Source organism: Pseudomonas sp. S2_H10 (assembly GCF_054668285.1).
Map to the genome: position 1 here is coordinate 3,831,235 of NZ_CP162754.1, position 22,146 is coordinate 3,853,380.

Genomic DNA, 22,146 nt, shown 5'->3' on the forward strand with positions numbered 1-22,146 from the left:
AAAAACCGCTTCGGCGGTTTTTTTGTGCGTGGATCTCTTTAATTCCCGATACGGTGAATACAATTATACTAATTTATTCTTGATGATTGTTTTTTGTTGCTATTTTGGAATAAAAAATGAATAGATTCCTGAAATATAAAGATTTTATGTAGTTTTATCGGAAAATATAACGAGTTGAAATTCCTTTTCTAGGGAAATAATCTATACCCAGTGGCATTTACTGTGCTGTGTTTACGGCTTTATTCAGTACCTTGCGAATAAGGTCTCGATGATTAATTCCCCGAAGTAGGAAATAACGTGAAAAAAATCCCTATCGGCGTCATTGGTGCTGGCCTCATCGGCAAGACACACATCGAACGCGCCATGGCGGCGGATAACGTGGAACTGGTGGGCATTGCCGATCCTTCGCCGGCGGCGCAGGCGTTGGCGGCTTCGTTGGGGGTGCCGTGGTTCGAGCACTACAGCGCGATGTTGCAGGTGGCCAAGCCGCGCGGTGTCGTGGTGGCGACACCCAACGTGACCCACGCCGATGTTGCCGTCGACTGCCTCACGCAAAAAGTCGCGGTGCTGGTGGAAAAACCGATTGCCGATACCTTGGAAAACGCTCGGCGAATCTGTGCTGCCGCTGCTGCCAATGGCGTACCGGCGCTTGTCGGTCACCAGCGGCGTTATAACCCGATCATGCGCCAGGCCAAGTCCATCGTTGATGCCGGCCTGCTGGGTCGGCCGGTCAGCGTGACTGCGCTCTGTACCTGGCTCAAGCCTGAGGAGTATTTCGAAACCTCCTGGCGGCGGCAGGTTGGTGGCGGGCCGGTGCTTATCAACCTGATCCACGATATCGACCTGTTGCGCTTTCTCTTCGGTGAGATCGAGAGTCTGCAAGCGATCACCTCCAACCGTATTCGTCACTTTGAAGTGGAAGACACTGCGGCGGTGATGCTGCGATTCCGCAACGGCGCGCTGGGCACCGTGTCGGTCTCGGATACCACGGCGGCACCCTGGAACTGGGACTTGTCGGCCGGTGAGGCAGAGCGCTTTGCGCGTCAGGACGACGTCAACTCGCATTTCTTTTCCGGCACGGAGGGCTCGCTTACGCTGCCGCGCCTGGAGCTCTGGCGCTATCGCGACAATCCCGGTTGGCACGACGCAATCACGGTTGAGCGCTCGGTGCCGCATATCGGCTGCCCCTACGCCGAGCAGATGCGCCACTTCTGTGCGGTGATCGAAGGGCTTGAGCAGCCTGTGTGCTCTGCCGAAGACGGCCTGCGCACACTCGAAGCAACGCTGGCGGTCCATGCGGCATCTCGCTCCGGCGGCTCGGTGCAGCTGGGGGGGGACTCGTCATGGGCCGCCTGATCGGCCTGGCGCCGCTCTCGCACCTGGAGCTGTCGCCCGTGGCAATGATTGAGTGCGCGGCGTTGACCGGTTTCGACTGCGTCGGTTTACGGCTGATTCCAGCGACTCCCGACGAGCCGCGCCACAACAGCGTCGGCAATACGCCGCTGATTCGCGAGGTTGCCCGGCGTTTGCGTGATACCGGGGTGAAAGTGTCGGACATCGAGCTGTTTCGGTTGCAGTCGACCACGCAGCTCGATGGTTTTCGCGGTGCGCTGGAGACCGGCGCTCTGCTGGGCGCGCGCAATGCCGTGGTGTCGGGCCAGGTGGAAGACTTCTCACAGATGACGGATTTGTTCGCCGGTTTTTGCGAGCTGGCGGGTGAGTTCGGCATCAGTGCCAATCTGGAGCCGACACCTTGGGTGGCGATCGACAATCTCGGCGCGGCGGTGCGGCTGATCGAAGCGGCGGGCTGTGCGAATGCCGGCATTCTGGTCGACCCGATCCACTTCGACCGTGCGGGCGATCGCGTCGACGCATTGGCCGGACTCCCTGCGCAGTACTTCCGATTGATGCAGCTTTGCGATGCTCCGGCGGAACGCCCCGACAAGCTCGACACTTTGCTATATCAGGCCCGCAACGAACGCCTGATGCCGGGTGACGGCGGCCTGGATCTGTGTGGTTTGTTGAGGGCGATGCCCTCCCATATCCCGCTTAGCCTGGAAGTGCCGATGCGTCGCCTTGCAAGTGAATTGCCGGCGGTGGAGCGGGCGCGACGCATGCTGGAGAAAACCCGGGTGCTGCTTGCCAGCCTGGAGACTGACGCCTTCGCCGAGCTCGCCGAAACGTCGACCTTCTATCACTGAGCCGAAAGAGAAGTCAGGCGCGGGATCATTATTGAGGAGGGTTTCATCGACTGACCTGACGATCAACACAGTCGTTTGCCGGATCGCGGCTGGCTGGACTCAACAACAAAAACAATAAGGCATCCAGGGTACGGGCAATCCCCGTATCCCCATGGGCGGCCGTAAAGCGGTATCGGAGGTAGCATGAACACCCAGGCAACAGAGCATAAAAAAACGCCGGGCAAAGCTGCAATTGCGGGCTGGATCGGTAGTGCAATGGAGTATTACGACTTTTTCATCTACGGCACGGCGGCGGCGCTGGTCTTCGGCAAGGTTTTCTTTCCGGCTTCCGCACCGGCCACCGGCATATTGCTGGCGTTGGCCACCTTTGGCGTCGGTTACATTGCGCGACCTGTCGGTGCGTTGTTTCTCGGGCACCTTGGCGACAAGTTCGGACGCAAGCGGGTGCTGGTATTGACCCTGCTGCTGATGGGCGTTTCGACATTTCTGGTTGGCTGTCTGCCGAGCTACGACAGTATCGGCATTGCCGCGCCGATCATGCTGGTGATACTGCGCTTGTGTCAGGGGTTTTCCGCTTCCGGCGAGCAGGCTGGCGCGAACTCGATGACGCTTGAGCATGCGCCTTCGAAGCAGCGCGCCTTCTTCTCCAGCTTCACCTTGAGCGGTACCCAGGCGGGGCTGATTCTGGCGACGCTGGTATTTCTGCCGATCTCCAGCCTGCCCGAGGAGCAACTGTTGTCGTGGGGCTGGCGAATTCCGTTCTGGCTGAGTGTGGTGGTGTTGATTGTCGGTTACCTGATTCGACGCAATATCGAAGAGACACCGGTGTTCCAGGAAGAGCGTGAGCGCAATCAGACCGCACGGATGCCGCTGGCGACGCTGTTTGCCGACTACAAGAGCGATGTCGTGCGTGTCGCATTGGCGGCGATGGTGTCCACGGTCAGTACGGTGTTCGGCATTTTCTCGCTGTCGTATGCGGTGAACATCGTCGGTGTCGAGCGCAGCACCATGCTCTGGCTGACCATCACGACCAACGTCGTGGCACTGTTCGCCATTCCGCTGTGGGCGAAGCTGTCCGATCGCATTGGACGCCGACCGGTGTATCTGTTCGGTGTGCTGGCCAGCGGCGCAATGATGTTTCCGTACCTGTGGTCGCTCGAGCAGCACAACCTGCCGCTTGCCTTTGTGCTGGGGATATTGATGTCGGGCATCTTTTTCAGTGCGGCAAACGGCATCTGGCCGGCGTTCTTTGGCGAAATGTTCAGCACCCGGGTGCGCTTGTCGGGCATGGCCATCGGCACCCAGGTTGGCTTTGCGCTGTCGGGGTTCGCGCCGATCATCGCTGCCGCTTTCATGACCAATAGCACCCGGCCCTGGCTGCCTGCGGCCTGTCTGACTCTGCTGGCCTGCGCCATTGCGGCATATGCGACCTGGACGGCGCGGGAAACCTACAACGTCGAAATGGAGGATCTGGGCAGGGACGTCCCCACTGAAACGCCCCAGGTACAGCCTGGCGGCGTGTATCGGGCGAGCACTGACTGAGTAATGTGGTGGAGGTTGGGGAACTGGCCTCCACCGCAGTCGCTGACTTCGGGTATTCTGCGAAACCTCAGTCATCAGGATCCCGGCCACTTTCCAGCTCATGACCGACTCAATCAACGAAGCAACCCAAGGCAAGCGCACGCGCAACGCCAGGCGTACGCAGCAAACGATCCTTGTGGCCGCCCGTTCGGTGTTCGCCGAGCAAGGGCTCGAAGGTGCCCGCCTCGAAGACATCGCCGAGCGTGCCGGTGTCGACAAGCGTCTCATCTATTACTACTACGCCAGCAAGGAAGAGCTTTTTCTTTGCGTGCTGGAAGAGGGCTACCTGGAGCTTCGTCAGGCCGAGCGCGAGCTGGATCTTGAAGGCCAGCAGCCGATGGATGCCATTCGCCGGATCATCGAGTTCTCGTGGCGCTTCTACAACGAACACCCCGATTTCATGGCGCTGGTGAATAACGAAAACCTGCACCGTGCCCGCTACCTGGCGACGTCTGCCCGTTTGCCGGAGTTTCGCTCATCGCTGGTGGATAGCCTGGGTCGGATTCTGGAGCAGGGCCGAGTCGACGGCGTGTTTCGTGGTGGGGTCGATCCGGTACAGCTGTATTTCACCCTGGTGGGCCTGACCTACTTTTACCTGGCAAACCAGCACACCTTGTCGACCATTCATGGTCGTGACCTGGTGACGCCCAAGGCGCTCAATGAGCGACTGTCCCATGTGACAGAGGTGATTTTGGGGTATCTGGTGCGGTGAGATGCATCGGTTTCACAGCCAACAAAAAAGCCCCGGGCCTGCAAGGCCTGGGGCTTTCTTGTTTCTGCGTATGGTGCACCAGGCGGGATTCGAACCCACGACCCCTGCCTTCGGAGGGCAGTACTCTATCCAGCTGAGCTACTGGTGCAGCGGGCGCCATGATACGCATATGCATTGCGGGCGTCCATGCTGCTGAATCGCCTGCGTTTTTTTAAAGCTGTAATGCTCGTTCGCTACGTTGATCAGAAAAAATAGGCAAAAGCGTCGTTTTCGTTCTTTTTTTCGAACAGGCTATTGTCCTTTACCCCCTTTGATCCTAGGATTCGTTTGAGATTTCAAACGCTCTTGTCTGGGTGCTGAGCCGCACGATTTGAATCAGTGCGCTTTTTATGTGCTTCAGCCCGGTGAATGATTTCCCTGACGGCAGCCTATCGAGGCGCCTTTCTACAATCATAATTCGCTCCGCATCTTTATGCGGTGCTGTTAAGGAAAGCCGACATGCAGCTTAAAGACACCCAGTTGTTCCGCCAGCAAGCCTTCATCGATGGCGCGTGGGTTGATGCGGACAATGGTCAGACGATCAAGGTCAACAACCCGGCAACGGGCGAAATTCTGGGCACCGTGCCGAAAATGGGCGCTGCCGAAACCCGCCGTGCAATCGAAGCCGCTGACAAAGCGCTGCCGGCCTGGCGTGCACTGACCGCCAAAGAGCGTGCGAACAAGCTGCGTCGCTGGTACGAGCTGATCATCGAGAACCAGGACGACCTGGCTCGCCTGATGACCCTGGAACAAGGCAAGCCATTGGCCGAAGCCAAGGGCGAAATCGTTTACGCCGCTTCCTTCATCGAATGGTTCGCCGAAGAAGCCAAGCGCATCTACGGTGACGTGATTCCGGGCCACCAGCCAGACAAGCGCCTGATCGTGATCAAGCAGCCGATCGGCGTGACCGCTGCAATCACCCCGTGGAACTTCCCGGCTGCCATGATCACCCGTAAAGCCGGCCCGGCCCTGGCCGCCGGTTGCACCATGGTGCTCAAGCCTGCTTCGCAAACTCCGTTTTCCGCCTTCGCCCTGGCTGAACTGGCCCAGCGTGCCGGCATCCCGGCTGGCGTGTTCAGCGTGGTTTCCGGCAGCGCCGGCGACATCGGCAGCGAGCTGACCAGCAACCCGATCGTGCGCAAGCTGTCCTTCACCGGTTCGACCGAAATCGGTCGTCAACTGATGTCGGAATGCGCCAAGGACATCAAGAAAGTGTCCCTGGAACTGGGCGGCAACGCGCCGTTCATCGTGTTCGACGACGCCGACCTGGATAAGGCCGTCGAAGGCGCGATCATTTCCAAATACCGCAACAACGGCCAGACCTGCGTCTGCGCCAACCGCCTGTACATTCAGGATTCGGTCTACGACGCGTTCGCCGAGAAGCTGAAAGTGGCTGTGGCCAAGCTCAAGATCGGCAACGGTCTGGAAGACGGCACCACCACTGGCCCGCTGATCGACGAAAAAGCCGTGGCCAAGGTTCAGGAGCACATCGCTGACGCCATTTCCAAAGGCGCCACCGTGTTGTCCGGCGGCAAGCCGATGGAAGGCAACTTCTTCGAGCCGACCATCCTGACCAATGTGCCGAACAACGCTGCCGTGGCCAAGGAAGAAACCTTCGGCCCACTGGCTCCACTGTTCCGCTTCAAAGACGAAGCCGACGTGATCGCGATGTCCAACGACACCGAGTTCGGTCTGGCCTCGTACTTCTATGCCCGCGACCTGGGTCGTGTGTTCCGTGTGGCTGAAGCTCTGGAATACGGCATGGTCGGCGTCAACACCGGGTTGATCTCCAACGAAGTCGCGCCGTTCGGTGGCATCAAGGCCTCGGGCCTGGGCCGTGAAGGCTCCAAGTACGGCATCGAAGATTACCTGGAAATCAAATACCTCTGCCTGGGCATCTAAGCCCGGCACGGCATTGCTTCAAGCGCAAAGGGCACGAGAGCGCTGTCCCTTTGCGCCGCTTCAAACCGGAATATTCTCGGTGACCGGGAACGCTGTGGCAGTCGATCATCGCATGCTGCCGCCGTTGATCCCCGTCGCTTTATCCTTGAACCACGCCGACCGATGAGCGGCGAATGAGGAATGTAATGAGCAAGACTAACGCTGATTTGATGGCCCGCCGTACCAACGCAGTTCCACGTGGTGTTGGCCAGATTCACCCGATCTTCGCCGAGTCCGCGAAGAACGCTACCGTGACCGACGTTGAAGGTCGCGAGTTCATCGACTTCGCCGGCGGTATTGCCGTGCTGAACACCGGCCACGTGCACCCGAAAATCATCGCCGCCGTGACCGAGCAGCTGAACAAGCTGACCCACACTTGCTTCCAGGTTCTGGCCTACGAACCGTACGTAGAAGTGTGCGAAAAAATCAACGCCAAGGTGCCAGGTGATTTCGCCAAGAAAACCCTGCTGGTCACCACCGGTTCCGAAGCCGTGGAAAACGCCGTGAAAATCGCCCGTGCCGCCACTGGCCGTGCCGGTGTAATCGCGTTCACCGGCGCTTACCACGGTCGCACCATGATGACCCTGGGCCTGACCGGTAAAGTCGTGCCTTACTCGGCCGGCATGGGCCTGATGCCAGGCGGCGTGTTCCGCGCGCTGTACCCGAACGAGCTGCACGGTGTGAGCATCGACGATTCGATCGCCTCCATCGAACGCATCTTCAAGAACGATGCCGAGCCGCGTGACATCGCTGCAATCATCATCGAGCCGGTTCAGGGCGAAGGTGGTTTCTACGTCGCGCCTCCAGCGTTCATGAAACGTCTGCGTGCCCTGTGCGACCAGCACGGCATCCTGCTGATCGCTGACGAAGTACAGACTGGCGCTGGCCGTACCGGCACCTTCTTCGCCATGGAACAGATGGGCGTTGCTGCCGACCTGACCACCTTCGCCAAATCCATCGCTGGCGGCTTCCCGCTGGCCGGTGTGTGCGGCAAGGCCGAATACATGGACGCCATCGCTCCAGGCGGCCTGGGCGGCACCTACGCCGGTAGCCCGATCGCTTGCGCCGCGGCCCTGGCCGTGATGGAAGTGTTCGAAGAAGAGAACCTGCTGGACCGCTGCAAGGCAGTCGGCGAGCGTCTGGTAACCGGCCTGAAGGCCATCCAGGCCAAGTACCCGGTGATCGGCGAAGTCCGTGCCCTGGGCGCGATGATCGCGGTCGAGCTGTTCGAAAACGGCGACAGCCACAAGCCGAACGCTGCAGCCGTGGCATCCGTTGTCGCCAAGGCTCGCGACAAGGGCCTGATCCTGCTGTCCTGCGGCACCTACGGCAACGTTCTGCGCGTCCTGGTACCGCTGACCTCGCCGGACGAGCAACTGGACAAAGGTCTGGCGATCATCGAAGAGTGCTTCTCCGAGCTGTGATCCCCGGTGTGACCTGATCCACAAAAAACCCGCTTCGGCGGGTTTTTTCATGCCTCTTGAAACGTATCCCGCGCATTAGCGCTGTATCGAATGGCCAGCATTGGCTAAGGTTCTTGCATTGCCAGGGAGAGCTGTATGACAACCGTCATTTTACCCGCGGTTCCGAGAGTGCTGATCGCCGAGGCCGACCCCTGGTCCCGGGATCTGCTCAAGGAAGTGTTGTTGAACGTACGCTGCGATGCGCGACTGGATTTGTGCGCCGATGGTCAGCAGGCGCTGGAGCTGCTGGCTGCCAACCCCTATGACCTGGTCATCGCCGACTGGGAGTTGCCGGGCGTCGATGGCCTGAATGTGCTGCGCAGCATCCGCCAGCGCAAACGTAATCCACCCCTGCCGTTCATTCTAATGAGCAGCCGCAACGACAGTGCCAGCGTGCGCGAGGCTTTACCCCTGGCGCCGGCCGCGTATCTGACCAAGCCCCTGAACATGGAAAGCCTGACCCATCGGTTGCAGGGGTTGCTGCTGCACGCCGGCGAAGAAGTCGCGTGCGAAGTGCCGTCGCTGGCGCCGGGCATGACGTTGACGGTGTATCTGGAGCGTCGACGGGAATTGGCCGAGGGCGCGCCGCTGATGACCGACGTGCAAGTGGCGGTCAAACGCAGCCTCAACCCCAATGGCCTCGACCTGACGGTGCTGGAAGACGAAATTCGCACCGATCCGCAGGTGACGGCCGTGCTGATCGCGGCTGCCAACAGTGCGGCCCAGCACCGCGGCGTCGCTGTGCAAACCCTGTCCCAGGCGCTGCATTGCCTGGGCACCGGGCAGAGCATGAACCTGATTCTCGGGCTGGCGCTCAAGCGCAGTGCCCGGCTCAGCGATCCGCAATTGGCCGACTATGCCGAGCGCTACTGGAACCTGTCACTGCACACCGCCGAATATGCGCGAACCCTGGCGCGCTTGCTCGATCTGGATCAGGAGCGTTGTTATTGCGCTGGCATGTTGCATCGTCTTGGCGATCTGGCGTTGCTGCGCTGTTTGCAGGAATGGCAACAGGCCGGCGGCGAGCTGGACGAGTTGGAGGAAGTGGGTGAAGCGCTGGTTGAATATGGCGCCGCCTACGGTTCGGCCCTGCGCACGCGCTGGCGTCTGCCACTGGAGCTGCGGGAGCTGATTGCGGCGGCCTACCAGCTCGGTGGCGGGGTTTATTCCCGCGAAGCGCTGGTGATGAACATGGCGGCGCAGATGGCGCGCCTGACCGAGCATGAGGGCATCGAGGAGCTGGCGAAGAGCCGGACGGCGCGGTTGCTCAAGATCGGCTTGCCGGAGTTGATGCGCCTGCGCAAAAAATAGGTTTTCACGCGATTCCCTGTGGGAGCGGGCTTGCCCGCGATGGGGTCGTCCCATCCAGCATCTTAGTCGCCTGATGCTCCGCAATCGCTGGCAAGCCAGCTCCTACAGGGGGGCTTGATCAGGCAGTAACAATCCGGTTCTTGCCCTCGCGCTTGGCCTGATACATCGCGGCATCCGCCCGGGAAAACAGGTCCTCCACGTTTTTGTCCGCGGCGCTCAGGCTGGTCAGGCCCTGGCTGACGGTGATGCCGTACGTCTGGCCTTCATGATTGAAGCGCATTTGCTGGATCTGCCGTTGCAGGCGTTCAGCCACTTGCAGGGCCATCTGTGGCGTGCACCCGGGGAACACCGCAGCAAATTCCTCACCGCCAATGCGCCCGAACAGGTCGCGACGGCGCAACGCGGCGCGTCCGCTTTCGGCAATGCGTTGCAACACGTTGTCGCCTTCCTGGTGGCCGTAGGTGTCATTGATCGTTTTGAAGTCATCAATATCCAGCATCAGAAACGACAGCGGCTCGCCCTGTTGCCGTGCGTGTGCGAACGCGCGGTGAGCGCATTCGAAGAAATGATGGCGGTTGCTGCTCTGGGTCAGCGCGTCGGTGGTGGCCAGGCGATGCAGTTCGGTTTCCATCTGCTTCTTGTCAGTGATGTCTTCGGCGAGGCCGACGATGATCACCGGCTGACCGGGCTCGGCCTGACGGTTGATGAAGCATTTGTCGCTGAGCCAGCGCACCTGGCCGTCGGCGGCGATGATTCGATACTCGCGGTCTTCGACGGCGCCTTTGTCCAGCACCTCGGCCAGGCTGCGTTCGGCGTAGTCGAGGTCGTCAGGGTAAATGCTGTCGCGCCATTGATTGCAGTCGGCCAGTAGCCGATCGGCCGAGCGGCCAAAGATCCGTTCATAGGCCGGGCTGACGTAAAGCACCCGACGGGTTTCCCAATCGAATGCCCACAGCACGGCGTTGATGCTGGCCAGCAAGGTGCAGAACAGCTGTTCGCGTTCGCTCAAGCGTGCGACTTCGCCCTGGGCGTGCATCAGCGCCATCAGGGTCTGCGCGGCCTCGGGCCAATCGGACGGAGATGAGTCTTGCAGGTTTTTCTGGGCCATCGACACAAATCTCAAAGGGCATGCCGCGTGATCGATCACGGTGACACCGGGCCCGCCGGGGATGGCGAAGTGTCTTTGAGATAAGGCTTTTCAGATGAAGTTCCCGCCTTTTGTGGCGAGGGAGCTTGCTCCCGCCGGGCGGTACGGTCACTTCGGGATAACGCGGGCCGGTAGGAGTCCGGCTTGCCGGCGATGGCGTCTTTCAGGGCGCTATCGCCAGCAAGCCGGCTCCTACAGGTCAGGCGGCGGTTGGACGCAGGGAGTAGGTTTTCAACTGATCGGCGAAGTCGCGCAGGGATTGAATCCCGCTGGCTTCGGCTTCGTGTACCCAGTCCTTGATGGCCGCCAGCATGTCGTGGCCATTTGAGCTGGTCTTGACCCAGATCTGCTGCAGGGCCAGGCGTTTCTCGTAAATTACCTTCAGCGCCTGACTGTGCTCGAGCATGTTCTGGATGCGCACGTGGTGTTTGTCATCCAGCAGGCTTGTCTCCCGCGAGAGCAGGCGTTTGGCCCGGTGGAACTGGTGACGGACCGAGTGATCGACCTTTTCCAGCTCTTGCTTGACCAGCGGGCCGATCACCAGCTTGCGGTACTGGGCCATGATCTGGAAGCGGTTGTTGAGGATCGCCATGGCGGTATCCATGTCCAGGCTGCCCTTGCCTTCGACGCGATGGGCGATCGGCGCAACCCGCTGAACCTTGGCCAGGCGCAGGAAACTGAAGACTTTAATCCATGCCCAGCCCAGGTCGAATTCCCACTTCTTCACCGACAGTTTTGCCGAGTTAGGGTAGGTGTGATGGTTGTTATGCAGTTCTTCGCCGCCAATCAGGATGCCCCACGGCACCAGGTTGGTCGCCGCATCGCGGCATTCGAAGTTGCGGTAGCCGACGGCGTGGCCCAGGCCATTGACCACACCGGCGGCCCACACCGGGATCCACATCATCTGGATGGCCCAGATGGTGATGCCGATGGTGCCGAACAGCAGCAGGTCGATAACGCCCATGATCGCGATGCCAAGCAGCGGGAAACGGCTGTAGAGGTTGCGCTCGATCCAGTCTTCGGGGCAGTTCTTGCCGTAGATGCGCAAGGTCTCGGGGTTCTCCGCTTCGGCGCGGTACAGCTCGGCGCCTTTGCGCAGCACCGTGGACAAGCCCTTGACGACCGGGCTGTGCGGATCATCGACGGTTTCGCATTTGGCGTGATGCTTGCGGTGAATGGCGGTCCACTCGCGGGTGTTCTGCGCCGTGGTCAGCCACAGCCAGAAACGGAAGAAATGCTTGAGGCCCCCATTCAGCTCCAGGGAGCGATGGGCCGAGTAACGATGCAGATAGACCGTGACGGCGATGATCGTGACGTGGGTCATCAGCAGGGTGACTGCCACCAGTGACCAGGCGGACAAGCCAAGAAAACCTTCGTACCACATAGGCTGTAGGGCCCTCGATAAAGAAAAAAACAGCCGTTGCATTATCACTAAGCCAACACAGAAAACCAGTCACCCTTTCAGATAAGAGTGGCTGGATGTGTCTTTAAACTATAATTCCAACCTTTTTGTAAGGACATGGATCGTCGGATGTCTCCCACCTATCGCGATGCCTTGCGTGCAGCGCTGCTCTATCTGTTGCTTTCTGTGGTTTGGCTGCAGATCAGTGGCTATTTATTGAACAGTTTCTTCGATAGCTCCGCCGAGCGACTGCGATGGCAACTGATCAACGGTTATGTCTGGGTGTTGTTCAGCGCCGGGTTGATCTTCATTGCCCGCGCGCGGCTGCTGCGCTGCCTGGGGATCGGCGCCACATTGCGTGAGCGCAACATCAACCGCGAGCGTCTGCGTCAGGCAACGGCGGTGTTCGATTGCACCCGCGAAGGCGTGCTGGTCACCAATCGCGAAGGCGTGATCGTCCATGTGAACCGGGCCTTTATGGAAATCACCGGTTACGGTTCTGAGGATGTACTGGGGCAGCGGCCCAACATGTTCAAGTCGGGGCGCCATCCAGCGCAATTCTATCAAGCGATGTTCGCCGCGCTCGCAAGCGCCGGGGAATGGAGCGGGGAAATCTGGAACCGGCGCAAAAGCGGTGAAATTTACCCGCAATGGCAGACGATCCGCCTGATCCGCGATGACTACGGTCAGCCGAGCCAGTACGTGGCGGTGTTTTCCGATATCAGTGCCATCAAAAACTCCGAACACGAGTTGATGCACCTGGCGCACCACGATCCGCTGACCGACCTGCCGAACCGCCTGCTGTTCACCGACCGCGCCGAGCAGGCCCTGGCTTCGGCGCAGGTGCACAAGCGCGGCTGCGCGCTGCTGATGATCGATCTCGATCACTTCAAGATGATCAACGACAGCCTCGGGCACACCATCGGCGATCAGTTGCTCAAGGCGGTGGCCGAGCGCCTGGGCGCCATGTTCGGCCCGGGCTTCACCCTGGCGCGGTTGGGCGGGGATGAGTTCGCCATACTCGCCGAAAGCTGTCCGCAACTGGTTCAGGCCGCTGCCTTGGCCCAGCGGATCATCGATGGCCTTAAGGAGCCGTTCCTCATTGGCGGGCACCAGCTGTTCATCAACACCAGCATCGGCATCAGCCTGTTTCCCGGCGATGCCTTGAGCGTCGAGCAATTGCTGCGCAATGCCGATTCGGCGCTGTTCAAGGCCAAGAGCACGGGGCGCAATGACTATGCCCTGTACACCGAAGAGCTGACGGCCCACGCCCAGCAACGGGTCGAGATCGCCTTTGAACTACGTCGCGCCCTGGACCAGCAAGAGCTGCGGGTTTATTACCAGCCGGTTCACGACCTCAAGACCAGTCGCCTGATTGGCGTCGAGGCGCTGGTACGTTGGCAGCATCCGCAGCGGGGCCTGGTGTCGCCGGCGGAATTCATCCCGGTTGCCGAACGCACCGGTCTGATTGCCGAAATCGATGCCTGGGTCATGGCGCAGGCGTGCCGGCAGATGTGTCAGTGGCAGCAGGATGGCGTGGTGCTGTCGTTCGTTGCGGTCAACATCTCCTCGCGCCTGTTCGCCCGTCGTGAGCTGTACCGGCAGGTGGCGCAGGTGTTGCGTGACACCGGGTTGGAGCCGGCCTGCCTGGAGCTGGAAGTGACCGAAAGCGCGGTGATGGATGATCCAGAAGTCGCGCTGGAGCAGATGCATCGCCTGCGCGAGCTGGGCGTGCGCCTGGCCATCGACGACTTCGGCACGGGTTACTCATCGCTGCTGCGGCTCAAGCGTCTGCCGGTGCAAAAACTGAAAATCGACCAGGGCTTCGTCGCCGGATTGCCCTGGGATGAGGATGATGCGGCGATCTCGCGGGTGATCATCGCGCTGGCCCAAAGCATGGGCATGCAGGTGCATGCCGAGGGGATCGAGCAGGCCGAGCAGGCGGCTTTTCTACTTGAGCACGATTGCGATCTGGGTCAGGGCTACTGGTTCGGGCGGCCGGTGCCGGCGGAGCAGCTCGACTGGGCCCGGGCTCAATCCCTGTAGGAGCCGGCTTGCCGGCGATGGGGCCATCAAACCTTGCATCGCATTCAAGGCCGCTATCGCCGGCAAGCCGGCTCCTTGGTTTTTTATGGGGCTTAAAGCGGGCGATTCGCCTCAAGCCCTTGTCCTTTCAAGTAATCTCTTCTGGTTATATAAACATTCTTAAATAGTCTTTTTAAGAATATCAACATCTCTCTAGTATTGCTCCCAAGCCGCAAGCAGTGCCGACACTGCGAGGCAACCTCTCAGTTGAAGGAGCAGCAACATGAGCGCATCCCTGCGTAGCGTCGACGGTCAAGACGAAGCCACCATCCTGCGTGAAATCCAGAGTGCCCTGCGCGACCTGCGCTTCGGTGCCGTGGAAATCACCGTGCACAACGCCCAGGTGGTGCAGATCGAACGCAAAGAAAAATTCCGTTTGCAGCAGCCGGGCAACAAGCCGGGCTGAGGCGAAACAGGCATCGCGGTTCCCGTTATCCATAAGAAAAAGCCAACACACCAAGAATTCCAGGAGCTTTCATCATGTCGTCGATTCGCCACTTCGCCTTGGCCGCCCTGGCCAGCGCCCTTTTTGCCGGTTCCGCAGTTGCCAAGGACTACGAACTGCTCAACGTGTCGTACGACCCGACCCGCGAGCTGTATCAGGACTACAACGCTGAATTCATCAAGTTCTGGCAGAAGGATCATGCCGGCGACACCGTGAAAGTCCAGCAATCCCACGGCGGCTCGGGCAAGCAAGGCCGGGCGGTGATCGATGGCCTGCGTGCCGACGTCGTGACCCTGGCCCTGGCTGGTGATATCGACGAAATCGCCAAGCTCGGCAAGACCCTGCCGGCGGACTGGCAGAAGCGCCTGCCGGAAGCGAGTACTCCCTACACCTCGACCATCGTGTTCCTGGTGCGCAAGGGCAACCCTAAAGGCATCAAGGACTGGGGCGACCTGGTCAAGAATGACGTCTCGGTGATCACGCCGAACCCGAAAACCTCCGGCGGTGCCCGCTGGAACTTCCTCGCCGCCTGGGCCTATGGTCTGAAAGCCAATGGCGGTGACGAAGCCAAGGCCAAGGAATATGTGCAAACCCTGTTCAAGCACGTGCCAGTGCTGGACACCGGCGCTCGCGGCTCGACCATTACCTTCGTCAACAACGGTCAGGGCGACGTATTGCTGGCCTGGGAAAACGAAGCTTTCCTGGCGCTGAAAGAAGAAGGCGGCGCCGACAAGTTCGAGATCGTTGTGCCTTCGCTGTCGATCCTCGCCGAGCCACCGGTGGCGGTGGTCGACAAGAACGCCGAGAAAAAGGGCAACGAGCAGATCGCCGAAGCCTACCTCGAGCACCTGTACAGCCCGGCTGGCCAGGAGATCGCAGCGAAGAACTTCTATCGCCCGCGTGACAAGGACGTGGCCGCCAAGTACGCCCAGCAGTTCCCGAAACTGGAGCTGGTGAGCATCGACAAGGACTTCGGCGGCTGGAAAACCGCACAGCCGAAATTCTTCAATGATGGTGGCGTGTTCGACCAGATCTACCAGGCACAGTAATCTTAAATAGCCATCAACGAGCCCCGGGTTTACCTTCGGGGCTTTGTGCGTTCTCAACCAAGGACTTTTATGTCGCGTCGTATCTCCCCCGTCATACCCGGCTTCGGGCTGACGCTGGGCTACACCTTGGTGTACCTCAGCCTGATTGTGCTCATACCACTGGCGGCGATGTTCGTGCATGCCGCTCAACTTACCTGGGATCAGTTCTGGGCAATCATCTCGGCGCCACGGGTGCTGGCGGCGTTGAAGCTCAGCTTCGGCACCGCCCTGTGTGCCGCGATCATCAACGGCATCATCGGCACGCTGCTGGCCTGGGTATTGGTGCGCTATACCTTCCCTGGACGAAAAGTGATCGATGCAATGATCGACTTGCCGTTCGCATTGCCCACGGCGGTGGCCGGTATTGCCCTGACCGCGCTGTACACCCCTACCGGCCTGGTCGGTCAATTTGCAGCGGATCTGGGTTTCAAGATTGCCTACACCCCTCTGGGCATCACCCTTGCCCTCACTTTTGTGACACTTCCATTCGTAGTACGTACCGTACAGCCAGTATTGGCAGACATACCGCGTGAGGTCGAAGAAGCGGCCGCGTGCCTGGGTGCGAAACCCTTGCAGGTTTTCCGCCATATCCTGCTGCCCGCGCTGTTGCCGGCATGGCTGACCGGCTTTGCGCTGGCCTTTGCCCGCGGGGTCGGCGAGTACGGTTCGGTGATTTTCATCGCCGGCAACATGCCGATGAAAACCGAGATTCTGCCGCTGCTGATCATGGTCAAGCTCGACCAATACGATTACACCGGCGCCACGTCCATTGGTGTACTGATGCTGGTGGTTTCCTTCGTCCTGTTGCTGCTGATCAACTTGTTGCAGCGGCGCATCGAAACCCCATAAGGAGGCGCACCCATGTCCCAATCGTCTATTGCTGCCGCTTCCTCCAACGCTGCCCGTCGAGGCAGTGCGACGTCGCGGCGAGTCCTGATCGGCCTTGGCTGGCTGATTTTTGCCCTGTTCCTGTTGCTGCCGTTGTTCATCGTGGTGTCCCAGGGCCTGAAACTCGGTCTCGGGGCGTTTTTCACCGCGATCTTTGAGCCGGACGCGCTGTCGGCACTGAAGCTCACGGTCATCGCCGTACTGATTTCGGTGCCGCTGAACCTGGTGTTCGGCGTCAGCGCCGCCTGGTGCGTGAGCAAGTACTCGTTCCGCGGCAAGAGCATGCTGGTGACGCTGATCGACCTGCCGTTCTCGGTGTCGCCGGTGATCGCCGGTCTGGTCTATGTGCTGATGTTCGGCGCCCAGGGCCTGTTCGGGCCGTGGTTGCAGGACCACGACATCCAGATCGTCTTCGCCCTGCCGGGCATCGTGCTGGCGACGATCTTCGTCACCGTGCCGTTCGTGGCCCGTGAGCTGATCCCGCTGATGCAGGAGCAAGGCACCCAGGAAGAGGAGGCCGCGCGCCTGCTCGGGGCCAATGGCTGGCAGATGTTCTGGCACGTCACCGTCCCCAACATCAAATGGGGCCTGATCTATGGCGTGGTGTTGTGTACTGCGCGGGCCATGGGTGAATTCGGTGCGGTGTCGGTGGTTTCCGGGCACATTCGCGGGGTGACCAACACTCTGCCGCTGCACGTCGAGATCCTCTACAACGAATACAACCACGTGGCCGCGTTCGCCGTGGCGAGCCTGTTGCTGATCCTGGCGCTCTTCATCCTGCTGCTCAAGCAGTGGAGCGAAAACCGTATTAACCGCCTGCGCGCCAGCGCCGCGGAGGAATAATTCATGTCGATCGAAGTGCGTAACGTCAGCAAGAATTTCAACGCGTTCAAGGCGCTGGACAACATCAGCCTGGACATCCACAGCGGCGAACTCGTGGCACTGCTCGGCCCGTCCGGCTGCGGCAAGACCACGCTGCTGCGGATCATCGCCGGTCTGGAAACGCCCGACAAAGGCAACATCGTGTTCCACGGAGAAGACGTTTCCGGCCACGACGTACGGGACCGCAACGTCGGTTTCGTGTTCCAGCACTACGCTTTGTTCCGCCACATGACGGTGTTCGACAACGTCGCGTTCGGCCTGCGCATGAAACCGAAAAACCAGCGCCCGAGCGAAAGCCAGATCGCCACCAAAGTCCATGAACTGCTGAACATGGTGCAACTGGACTGGCTGTCGGACCGCTACCCGGAACAACTCTCCGGTGGTCAGCGTCAACGCATTGCGTTGGCCCGCGCGCTGGCGGTGGAACCGAAAGTGTTGCTGCTCGACGAACCCTTCGGCGCCCTCGACGCCAAGGTCCGTAAAGAACTGCGCCGGTGGCTGGCGCGTCTGCACGAAGACATCAACCTGACCTCGGTGTTCGTGACCCACGACCAGGAAGAAGCGATGGAAGTCGCCGACCGCATCGTGGTGATGAACAAGGGTGTGATCGAGCAGATCGGCTCACCGGGCGACGTCTACGAAAACCCGGCCAGCGATTTCGTCTATCACTTCCTCGGTGATTCGAACCGTCTGCACCTGGGCGAAGACAAGCACGTGCTGTTCCGCCCGCACGAGGTGTCGCTGTCGCGTCATGAACTGGAAGACCATCACGCGGCTGAAGTGCGCGATATTCGTCCGCTTGGCGCGACCACACGGGTGACGTTGAAGGTCGAAGGGCAGAGCGATCTGATCGAGGCTGAAGTGGTCAAGGATCACGACAGCCTGGTTGGTTTGGCGAAGGGTGAGACGCTGTTCTTCAAGCCGAAGGTCTGGCAGAAGGTTGCCAACATCTAAAGCAACAGCTTCGCGAGCAGGCTCGCTCCCACAGGGTTCCATGTACACCATAGATCCACTGTGGGAGCGAGCTTGCTCGCGATTGCTCTCTAAACAGCAGCACGTTTCGGATTGACCCGCACCCCACCCGCCCGTGCCTCAATCTGCTCTTTGAGGTCATGGCGCATCCCCAGCATGAACGCCAGCTCGGCCACCACGAACAACGGCCCGACAATCAGCCCGGTCACGTCGTCGACAAACGCCGGCTTGCGCCCTTCGTAGTGATGGCCGACAAACTGGATCGCCCAACCGATCACAAACATCGCCACGCCGCTGCTCAGCCAGACCAGCGTGCTTTGCTGCGCCAGCGCATGACCGGCCCAGACACTCAGCCCGAGCAACACGGTCATCAACACGCCCAAGCGCAACTCCAGGCGCAGGTAAAACCACGCCGATGCCAGCGAAACGAGCACCGCCGGTGACAGCCACACGCCGCCCAGCGACCATTGCGGCCGGGACAGCAACACCGCGACGGCCACCACGATCAGCGGAATGCCGATAAAGTGCGATGCGATGTTGCGCGGGTCACGGTGGTAGGCGGCGTATTGACTGAGGTGGTCGACGAGGCTTTTCATTGTTGTTCTCCTGTGGGGTAGTTGATCATGCCCCGGGGCCACTTAACGCTCTGTCAGCCAGGCGACAATCTCTAGGAGTTTTCATGGATATGCAGGTCTGGCGTCCACGCCTGATGAGCGGTCAGTGGTTCAGCCATTTGCCTGTTTCCCTACAGGATAGCCTGCTGTCGGTGGCCAGGCTGCGGCGCTTGACCCCGGGCCAGCGGCTGTTCAAACGCGGCGATCCGCCCTGTGGCCTGTACGCGGTACTGGAAGGCGCGGTGCGCGTCGGTGCCGTGAGCGAGCAGGGCAAGGAAGCGTTGCTGAGCCTGGTGGAGCCGCCGCACTGGTTCGGCGAAATCTGCCTGTTCGACGGTCAGCCGCGCACCCACGATGCCTACGGCGTGGGCCAGTGCACACTGCTGCACATTCCCCAGAACACCTTGCTGGCGCTGCTCGACGAGCATCCGCAGCACTGGCGGCAACTGGCGTTGCTGATGAGCCAGAAACTGCGCATGACCTTCATCAACCTCGAACAGTTGAGCCTGTTACCGGCCCCGGCACGGCTGGCGCACCGCTTGTTGATGATCGCCGAAGGCTACGGCGAACTTGAAGAACCACGCCGCATCCTGCAACTGCCCCAGGAGCAGCTTGCGGCAATGCTGTCGCTGTCGCGCCAGACCACCAACCAGATCCTTAAGGATTTGCAGGGGCAGGGGATCATCGGGCTGAGTTACGGCGAAATTGAAATCCTCGATGCCGAGCGGTTGCGGGAACTGGCCCTGGTTTGATGCTAGATAGGGGCGTCAGCAAATGAAGCTGGACTTCTATCAACTTCTGCATTAAATACAATGCATACTCGTCAAATCGACGATATATGCACTGTATACGATGCATGGTGATCAATGGAAAACCTTGGCGAACTGATCCGAACCTTGCGCAAGGAGAGAAAACTCTCTCAGCAAGACGTGGCACAGAAGTACGGAATGAGCCGGGCAACGATCTCCGGCATCGAAAACAACACCATTTCCGAAATTGGTCTGCGCAAGGTCGAGGCGATACTCAACGGCTTCGGTTATGAGCTGACCGCCGTGCCGCGACAGTCGAAGCGGCCGACGCTGGACGCCCTGAAAAAGGTGGATTTCCATGGATGAGCCGCAGGGTCGACTGGCGATCAGCGTTTCCAACAGTGCAATCGGAACCCTTGGCCGTGGCCAGTCTCCCATCGATACCGTGTTTGCCTACGCCGAAAACGCGTCCGAACAAGACGCTGTCTCATTGACCATGCCGGTGCGTTTGGAGAGTTACGCGTGGGAACCCGGTGTTCCACCGATTTTTGAAATGAATCTGCCTGAGGGCGCTCTGCGCGATGAATTGACTCGTCGCTTCAGCAAGGCCGTTCGAGGGTTTGATGATTTTTCGATGCTTGCCATCGTCGGTCCGCACCAGCTCGGAAGAGTCGGTATTACAAAGGCCCAGGGTCCAGTCGACCAGCCGCCTGAAACCAGCTTGGCGGACCTTCTTGTACATGATGGCGCGCAAGGTCTGTTCGAGGATCTCTTGCAGACCTATGGTCAGTATTCCGGCGTTTCCGGTGTACAGCCGAAGGTACTGGTGCGTGACAGCGCGTCAACCATCGATCGGCTCTCCCATCGGGGGGCGACGCACCTGGTCAAAACCTTTCGTCCAGAGCAATACCCGGAGCTCGCTGCCAATGAATACTTCTGCATGCGGGCGGCGTTGCATTCGGGTCTTGAGGTGCCGAAGCTTGAACTCAGTGAGCACGGCAAGTTTTTGATCGTTGAACGCTTCGACCTGAATGAAAAAGGTTACCTGGGGTTCGAGGACTTCTGCGTGCTCAATGCCTGGCCATCAAAAGCCAAATACGATGGTTCGTACGAAGGTGCGGCCAAGCAGATCAAGGCCTTTGTTTCTCCGCCTTTGCTCAATCAGGCACTGGAGTCGTTTTTCAAAATCGTCGCGCTGTCATCGGGGTTGAAAAATGGCGACGCGCACCTCAAGAATTTTGGCGTTCTGTACGAAGATTGTGGTGTCGATGCGCCAATCAGCCTGGCACCTGCCTACGACATCATCACCACGTCGGTCTACATCAAGACCGATAGCATGGCGTTGTTACTGGGCGGATCGAAGGCGTGGCCCAAGTACAAAATGCTGATGCGGTTTGGCCGTTCCGCCTGCAATTTGACTGAAGGCCGCTGCAACGAGTTGCTGCAACAAGTCATCCATGGGATGGCAGTGGCGATGGGCGAGATGGGTCAATACATAAAGGCAAACAGTGCCTTTGCCGAAATTGGCGGGGCAATGCTGGAGCAATGGCGCGAGGGCATGGCGCGCAGCCTGGTCAAAGGCTAGATCAGCGCAACCCATCCCGAAACTGCCCCGGCGTCATCCCCGTCCAGCGCTTGAACGCACGGCTGAAGCTGCTGGTGTCGGCAAAGCCGAGCAGATAACTGATTTCGCTCAGCGACACCTGCGGGTCACGCAGGTGCAGCAACGCGAGGTTTTCGCGGCTTTCGTTGAGCAGCGTGTCGAACCGGCAGCCTTCATCGGCCAGGTGCCGTTGCAGGCTGCGCAGGCTCAGGTGCAGGGCCTTGGCGATGTGTTCGGCGCTGGGTTCGCCTTCGGGCAGTTGTTCCTCGATGGCGTCGCGGACCTTGCGCTCCCAGGTCAACGGCTTGAGTTGCGCCAGGGTGCGCTTGAGCACCGTCTCATTGTGCTCGGCCAGTTCCGGGTTGGCGTCATCCAGGTGACTGTCGAAGTCGACGAGGGAAAATTCCAGTCGGTCTTCGTCGGCGCCGAAGTGCACGGGCGAGCGAAAGACTTTATGCCATTGGTGCGCGTCGGCCGGCTCCGGGCGGCGCAGGTAGGTCGCCAGCGGCGCGTAGTCGCGGCCCAGGCGATTGCGGCAGGTGCGCACGTAAATCGCCATGAACGCATCGATGGCTTCGAACGCCGGAGCCGGGTTGCCGGCAGGGATATTCAGTCGGAAACGGTAGCGGTCTTCAGCGCGGGTCAGTTCCAGTTCCAGGGCATCGCTGACGACCTGGTGATAGCGCACGATACGTTCGAACACCTCCCGCAAACTGCCGCTGGCCACCAGCGCATAACCCAGCGCATGGAAGGTGGTCGGGCTGACGAAGCGCGACACCCGCAAACCGATCGCCGGGTCGCCGCTGGCCAGTACCGCCAATTGCCACAGCTGCGTGGTGCGCGACAGCGGATAGCGCGCGTTCGGGTCGTCCATCAGGTTGGGGTCGAGCCCGGCTTGCTGGCACAGGGCAGTGCTGTCGATACCGAGGGCATCGAGTTGCTTGCGCAGGGCGCGGGTCCAGCTGGCGAGGGAGGTCGGTTCAGTCATGCTGATTGGCGCTTCCGGTCATCAGGTTGGCGTTC

The 22,146-nt window shown here is 60.0% G+C and carries 20 protein-coding genes and 1 tRNA gene; 16 read left to right on the forward strand and 5 right to left on the reverse strand.

Going from position 1 to position 22,146, the window contains the following annotated elements:
* Window positions 1-297: 297 nt before the first annotated feature.
* From AB4O16_RS17135 to AB4O16_RS17150, 4 genes are all read left to right on the forward strand, one after another.
* A complete protein-coding gene (locus AB4O16_RS17135) occupies window positions 298-1,356 on the forward strand; it encodes a Gfo/Idh/MocA family protein (protein ID WP_460155373.1) in 1,059 nt (352 codons plus the stop codon).
* Window positions 1,344-2,201: a sugar phosphate isomerase/epimerase family protein gene (locus tag AB4O16_RS17140; protein ID WP_460155374.1), complete on the forward strand. Its 858-nt coding sequence runs from the start codon at window positions 1,344-1,346 to the stop codon at window positions 2,199-2,201. The genes AB4O16_RS17135 and AB4O16_RS17140 overlap by 13 nt, the downstream gene beginning before the upstream one ends.
* A 183-nt stretch (window positions 2,202-2,384) precedes the next feature.
* Window positions 2,385-3,743: an MFS transporter gene (locus AB4O16_RS17145; RefSeq protein WP_460155375.1), complete on the forward strand. Its 1,359-nt coding sequence runs from the start codon at window positions 2,385-2,387 to the stop codon at window positions 3,741-3,743.
* A 100-nt stretch (window positions 3,744-3,843) separates the two neighbouring features.
* Window positions 3,844-4,494, forward strand: coding sequence for a TetR/AcrR family transcriptional regulator (locus tag AB4O16_RS17150; RefSeq protein ID WP_460155376.1), 651 nt, complete (start codon window positions 3,844-3,846; stop codon window positions 4,492-4,494).
* A 71-nt stretch (window positions 4,495-4,565) separates the two neighbouring features.
* On the opposite strand, the gene AB4O16_RS17155 is transcribed toward AB4O16_RS17150, so the two are convergent.
* Window positions 4,566-4,642, reverse strand: a tRNA-Arg gene (locus tag AB4O16_RS17155).
* Between the two features lie 350 nt (window positions 4,643-4,992).
* Between AB4O16_RS17155 and gabD the strand changes: the two genes are divergently transcribed.
* From gabD to AB4O16_RS17170, 3 genes are all read left to right on the forward strand, one after another.
* Window positions 4,993-6,435 (forward strand): NADP-dependent succinate-semialdehyde dehydrogenase, encoded by a 1,443-nt coding sequence (gabD, locus tag AB4O16_RS17160; protein WP_110660876.1) that lies wholly within the window; start codon window positions 4,993-4,995, stop codon window positions 6,433-6,435.
* A 185-nt stretch (window positions 6,436-6,620) separates the two neighbouring features.
* Window positions 6,621-7,898 carry a 4-aminobutyrate--2-oxoglutarate transaminase gene (gene gabT, locus AB4O16_RS17165; protein WP_150716098.1) on the forward strand — a complete coding sequence of 426 codons (1,278 nt, stop codon included), beginning with the start codon at window positions 6,621-6,623 and terminating at the stop codon, window positions 7,896-7,898.
* A 135-nt stretch (window positions 7,899-8,033) separates the two neighbouring features.
* On the forward strand, window positions 8,034-9,248 hold the full coding sequence (locus tag AB4O16_RS17170; RefSeq protein ID WP_160390802.1) for a response regulator: 1,215 nt from the start codon (window positions 8,034-8,036) through the stop codon (window positions 9,246-9,248).
* A 118-nt stretch (window positions 9,249-9,366) separates the two neighbouring features.
* Here the strand turns inward: AB4O16_RS17170 and AB4O16_RS17175 are convergent, their stop codons facing one another.
* Together AB4O16_RS17175 and desA are read right to left on the reverse strand one after the other, a co-directional pair.
* Window positions 9,367-10,356 (reverse strand): GGDEF domain-containing protein, encoded by a 990-nt coding sequence (locus tag AB4O16_RS17175; protein ID WP_160390801.1) that lies wholly within the window; start codon window positions 10,354-10,356, stop codon window positions 9,367-9,369.
* Between the two features lie 238 nt (window positions 10,357-10,594).
* Window positions 10,595-11,779 (reverse strand): delta-9 fatty acid desaturase DesA, encoded by a 1,185-nt coding sequence (gene desA, locus AB4O16_RS17180; protein ID WP_460155377.1) that lies wholly within the window; start codon window positions 11,777-11,779, stop codon window positions 10,595-10,597.
* Between the two features lie 147 nt (window positions 11,780-11,926).
* Between desA and dibA the strand changes: the two genes are divergently transcribed.
* From dibA to AB4O16_RS17210, 6 genes are all read left to right on the forward strand, one after another.
* On the forward strand, window positions 11,927-13,843 hold the full coding sequence (gene dibA, locus AB4O16_RS17185) for a phosphodiesterase DibA (RefSeq protein WP_460155378.1): 1,917 nt from the start codon (window positions 11,927-11,929) through the stop codon (window positions 13,841-13,843).
* A 262-nt stretch (window positions 13,844-14,105) separates the two neighbouring features.
* The gene (gene oscA / locus AB4O16_RS17190; protein ID WP_007975618.1) at window positions 14,106-14,288 is read left to right on the forward strand and encodes a sulfur starvation response protein OscA; all 183 of its coding nucleotides are present in this window, start codon (window positions 14,106-14,108) and stop codon (window positions 14,286-14,288) included.
* Window positions 14,289-14,362: 74 nt separating this feature from the next.
* On the forward strand, window positions 14,363-15,376 hold the full coding sequence (locus AB4O16_RS17195; RefSeq protein WP_460155379.1) for a sulfate ABC transporter substrate-binding protein: 1,014 nt from the start codon (window positions 14,363-14,365) through the stop codon (window positions 15,374-15,376).
* 69 nt (window positions 15,377-15,445) lie between these two features.
* Window positions 15,446-16,264, forward strand: coding sequence for a sulfate ABC transporter permease subunit CysT (gene cysT / locus AB4O16_RS17200; protein WP_007972956.1), 819 nt, complete (start codon window positions 15,446-15,448; stop codon window positions 16,262-16,264).
* 12 nt (window positions 16,265-16,276) lie between these two features.
* On the forward strand, window positions 16,277-17,146 hold the full coding sequence (gene cysW, locus AB4O16_RS17205; protein WP_008068643.1) for a sulfate ABC transporter permease subunit CysW: 870 nt from the start codon (window positions 16,277-16,279) through the stop codon (window positions 17,144-17,146).
* Between the two features lie 3 nt (window positions 17,147-17,149).
* The gene (locus AB4O16_RS17210; protein WP_160390798.1) at window positions 17,150-18,139 is read left to right on the forward strand and encodes a sulfate/molybdate ABC transporter ATP-binding protein; all 990 of its coding nucleotides are present in this window, start codon (window positions 17,150-17,152) and stop codon (window positions 18,137-18,139) included.
* An 89-nt stretch (window positions 18,140-18,228) separates the two neighbouring features.
* Here the strand turns inward: AB4O16_RS17210 and AB4O16_RS17215 are convergent, their stop codons facing one another.
* Window positions 18,229-18,753: an Mpo1 family 2-hydroxy fatty acid dioxygenase gene (locus tag AB4O16_RS17215; protein WP_160390797.1), complete on the reverse strand. Its 525-nt coding sequence runs from the start codon at window positions 18,751-18,753 to the stop codon at window positions 18,229-18,231.
* Window positions 18,754-18,836: 83 nt separating this feature from the next.
* Here AB4O16_RS17215 and AB4O16_RS17220 point away from each other — a divergent pair, with 83 nt between their 5' ends.
* From AB4O16_RS17220 to AB4O16_RS17230, 3 genes are all read left to right on the forward strand, one after another.
* Complete coding sequence (locus AB4O16_RS17220) at window positions 18,837-19,523, forward strand: Crp/Fnr family transcriptional regulator (protein ID WP_460155380.1); 687 nt, start codon at window positions 18,837-18,839, stop codon at window positions 19,521-19,523.
* Window positions 19,524-19,637: 114 nt separating this feature from the next.
* On the forward strand, window positions 19,638-19,886 hold the full coding sequence (locus AB4O16_RS17225) for a helix-turn-helix domain-containing protein (RefSeq protein WP_160390795.1): 249 nt from the start codon (window positions 19,638-19,640) through the stop codon (window positions 19,884-19,886).
* Window positions 19,879-21,105, forward strand: a complete 1,227-nt coding sequence (locus AB4O16_RS17230) for a type II toxin-antitoxin system HipA family toxin (protein ID WP_460155381.1) — start codon at window positions 19,879-19,881, stop codon at window positions 21,103-21,105. The genes AB4O16_RS17225 and AB4O16_RS17230 overlap by 8 nt, the downstream gene beginning before the upstream one ends.
* Before the next feature lies 1 nt (window position 21,106).
* Here the strand turns inward: AB4O16_RS17230 and AB4O16_RS17235 are convergent, their stop codons facing one another.
* Window positions 21,107-22,111, reverse strand: coding sequence for an AraC family transcriptional regulator (locus AB4O16_RS17235; RefSeq protein ID WP_160390793.1), 1,005 nt, complete (start codon window positions 22,109-22,111; stop codon window positions 21,107-21,109).
* Window positions 22,112-22,146: the final 35 nt, after the last annotated feature.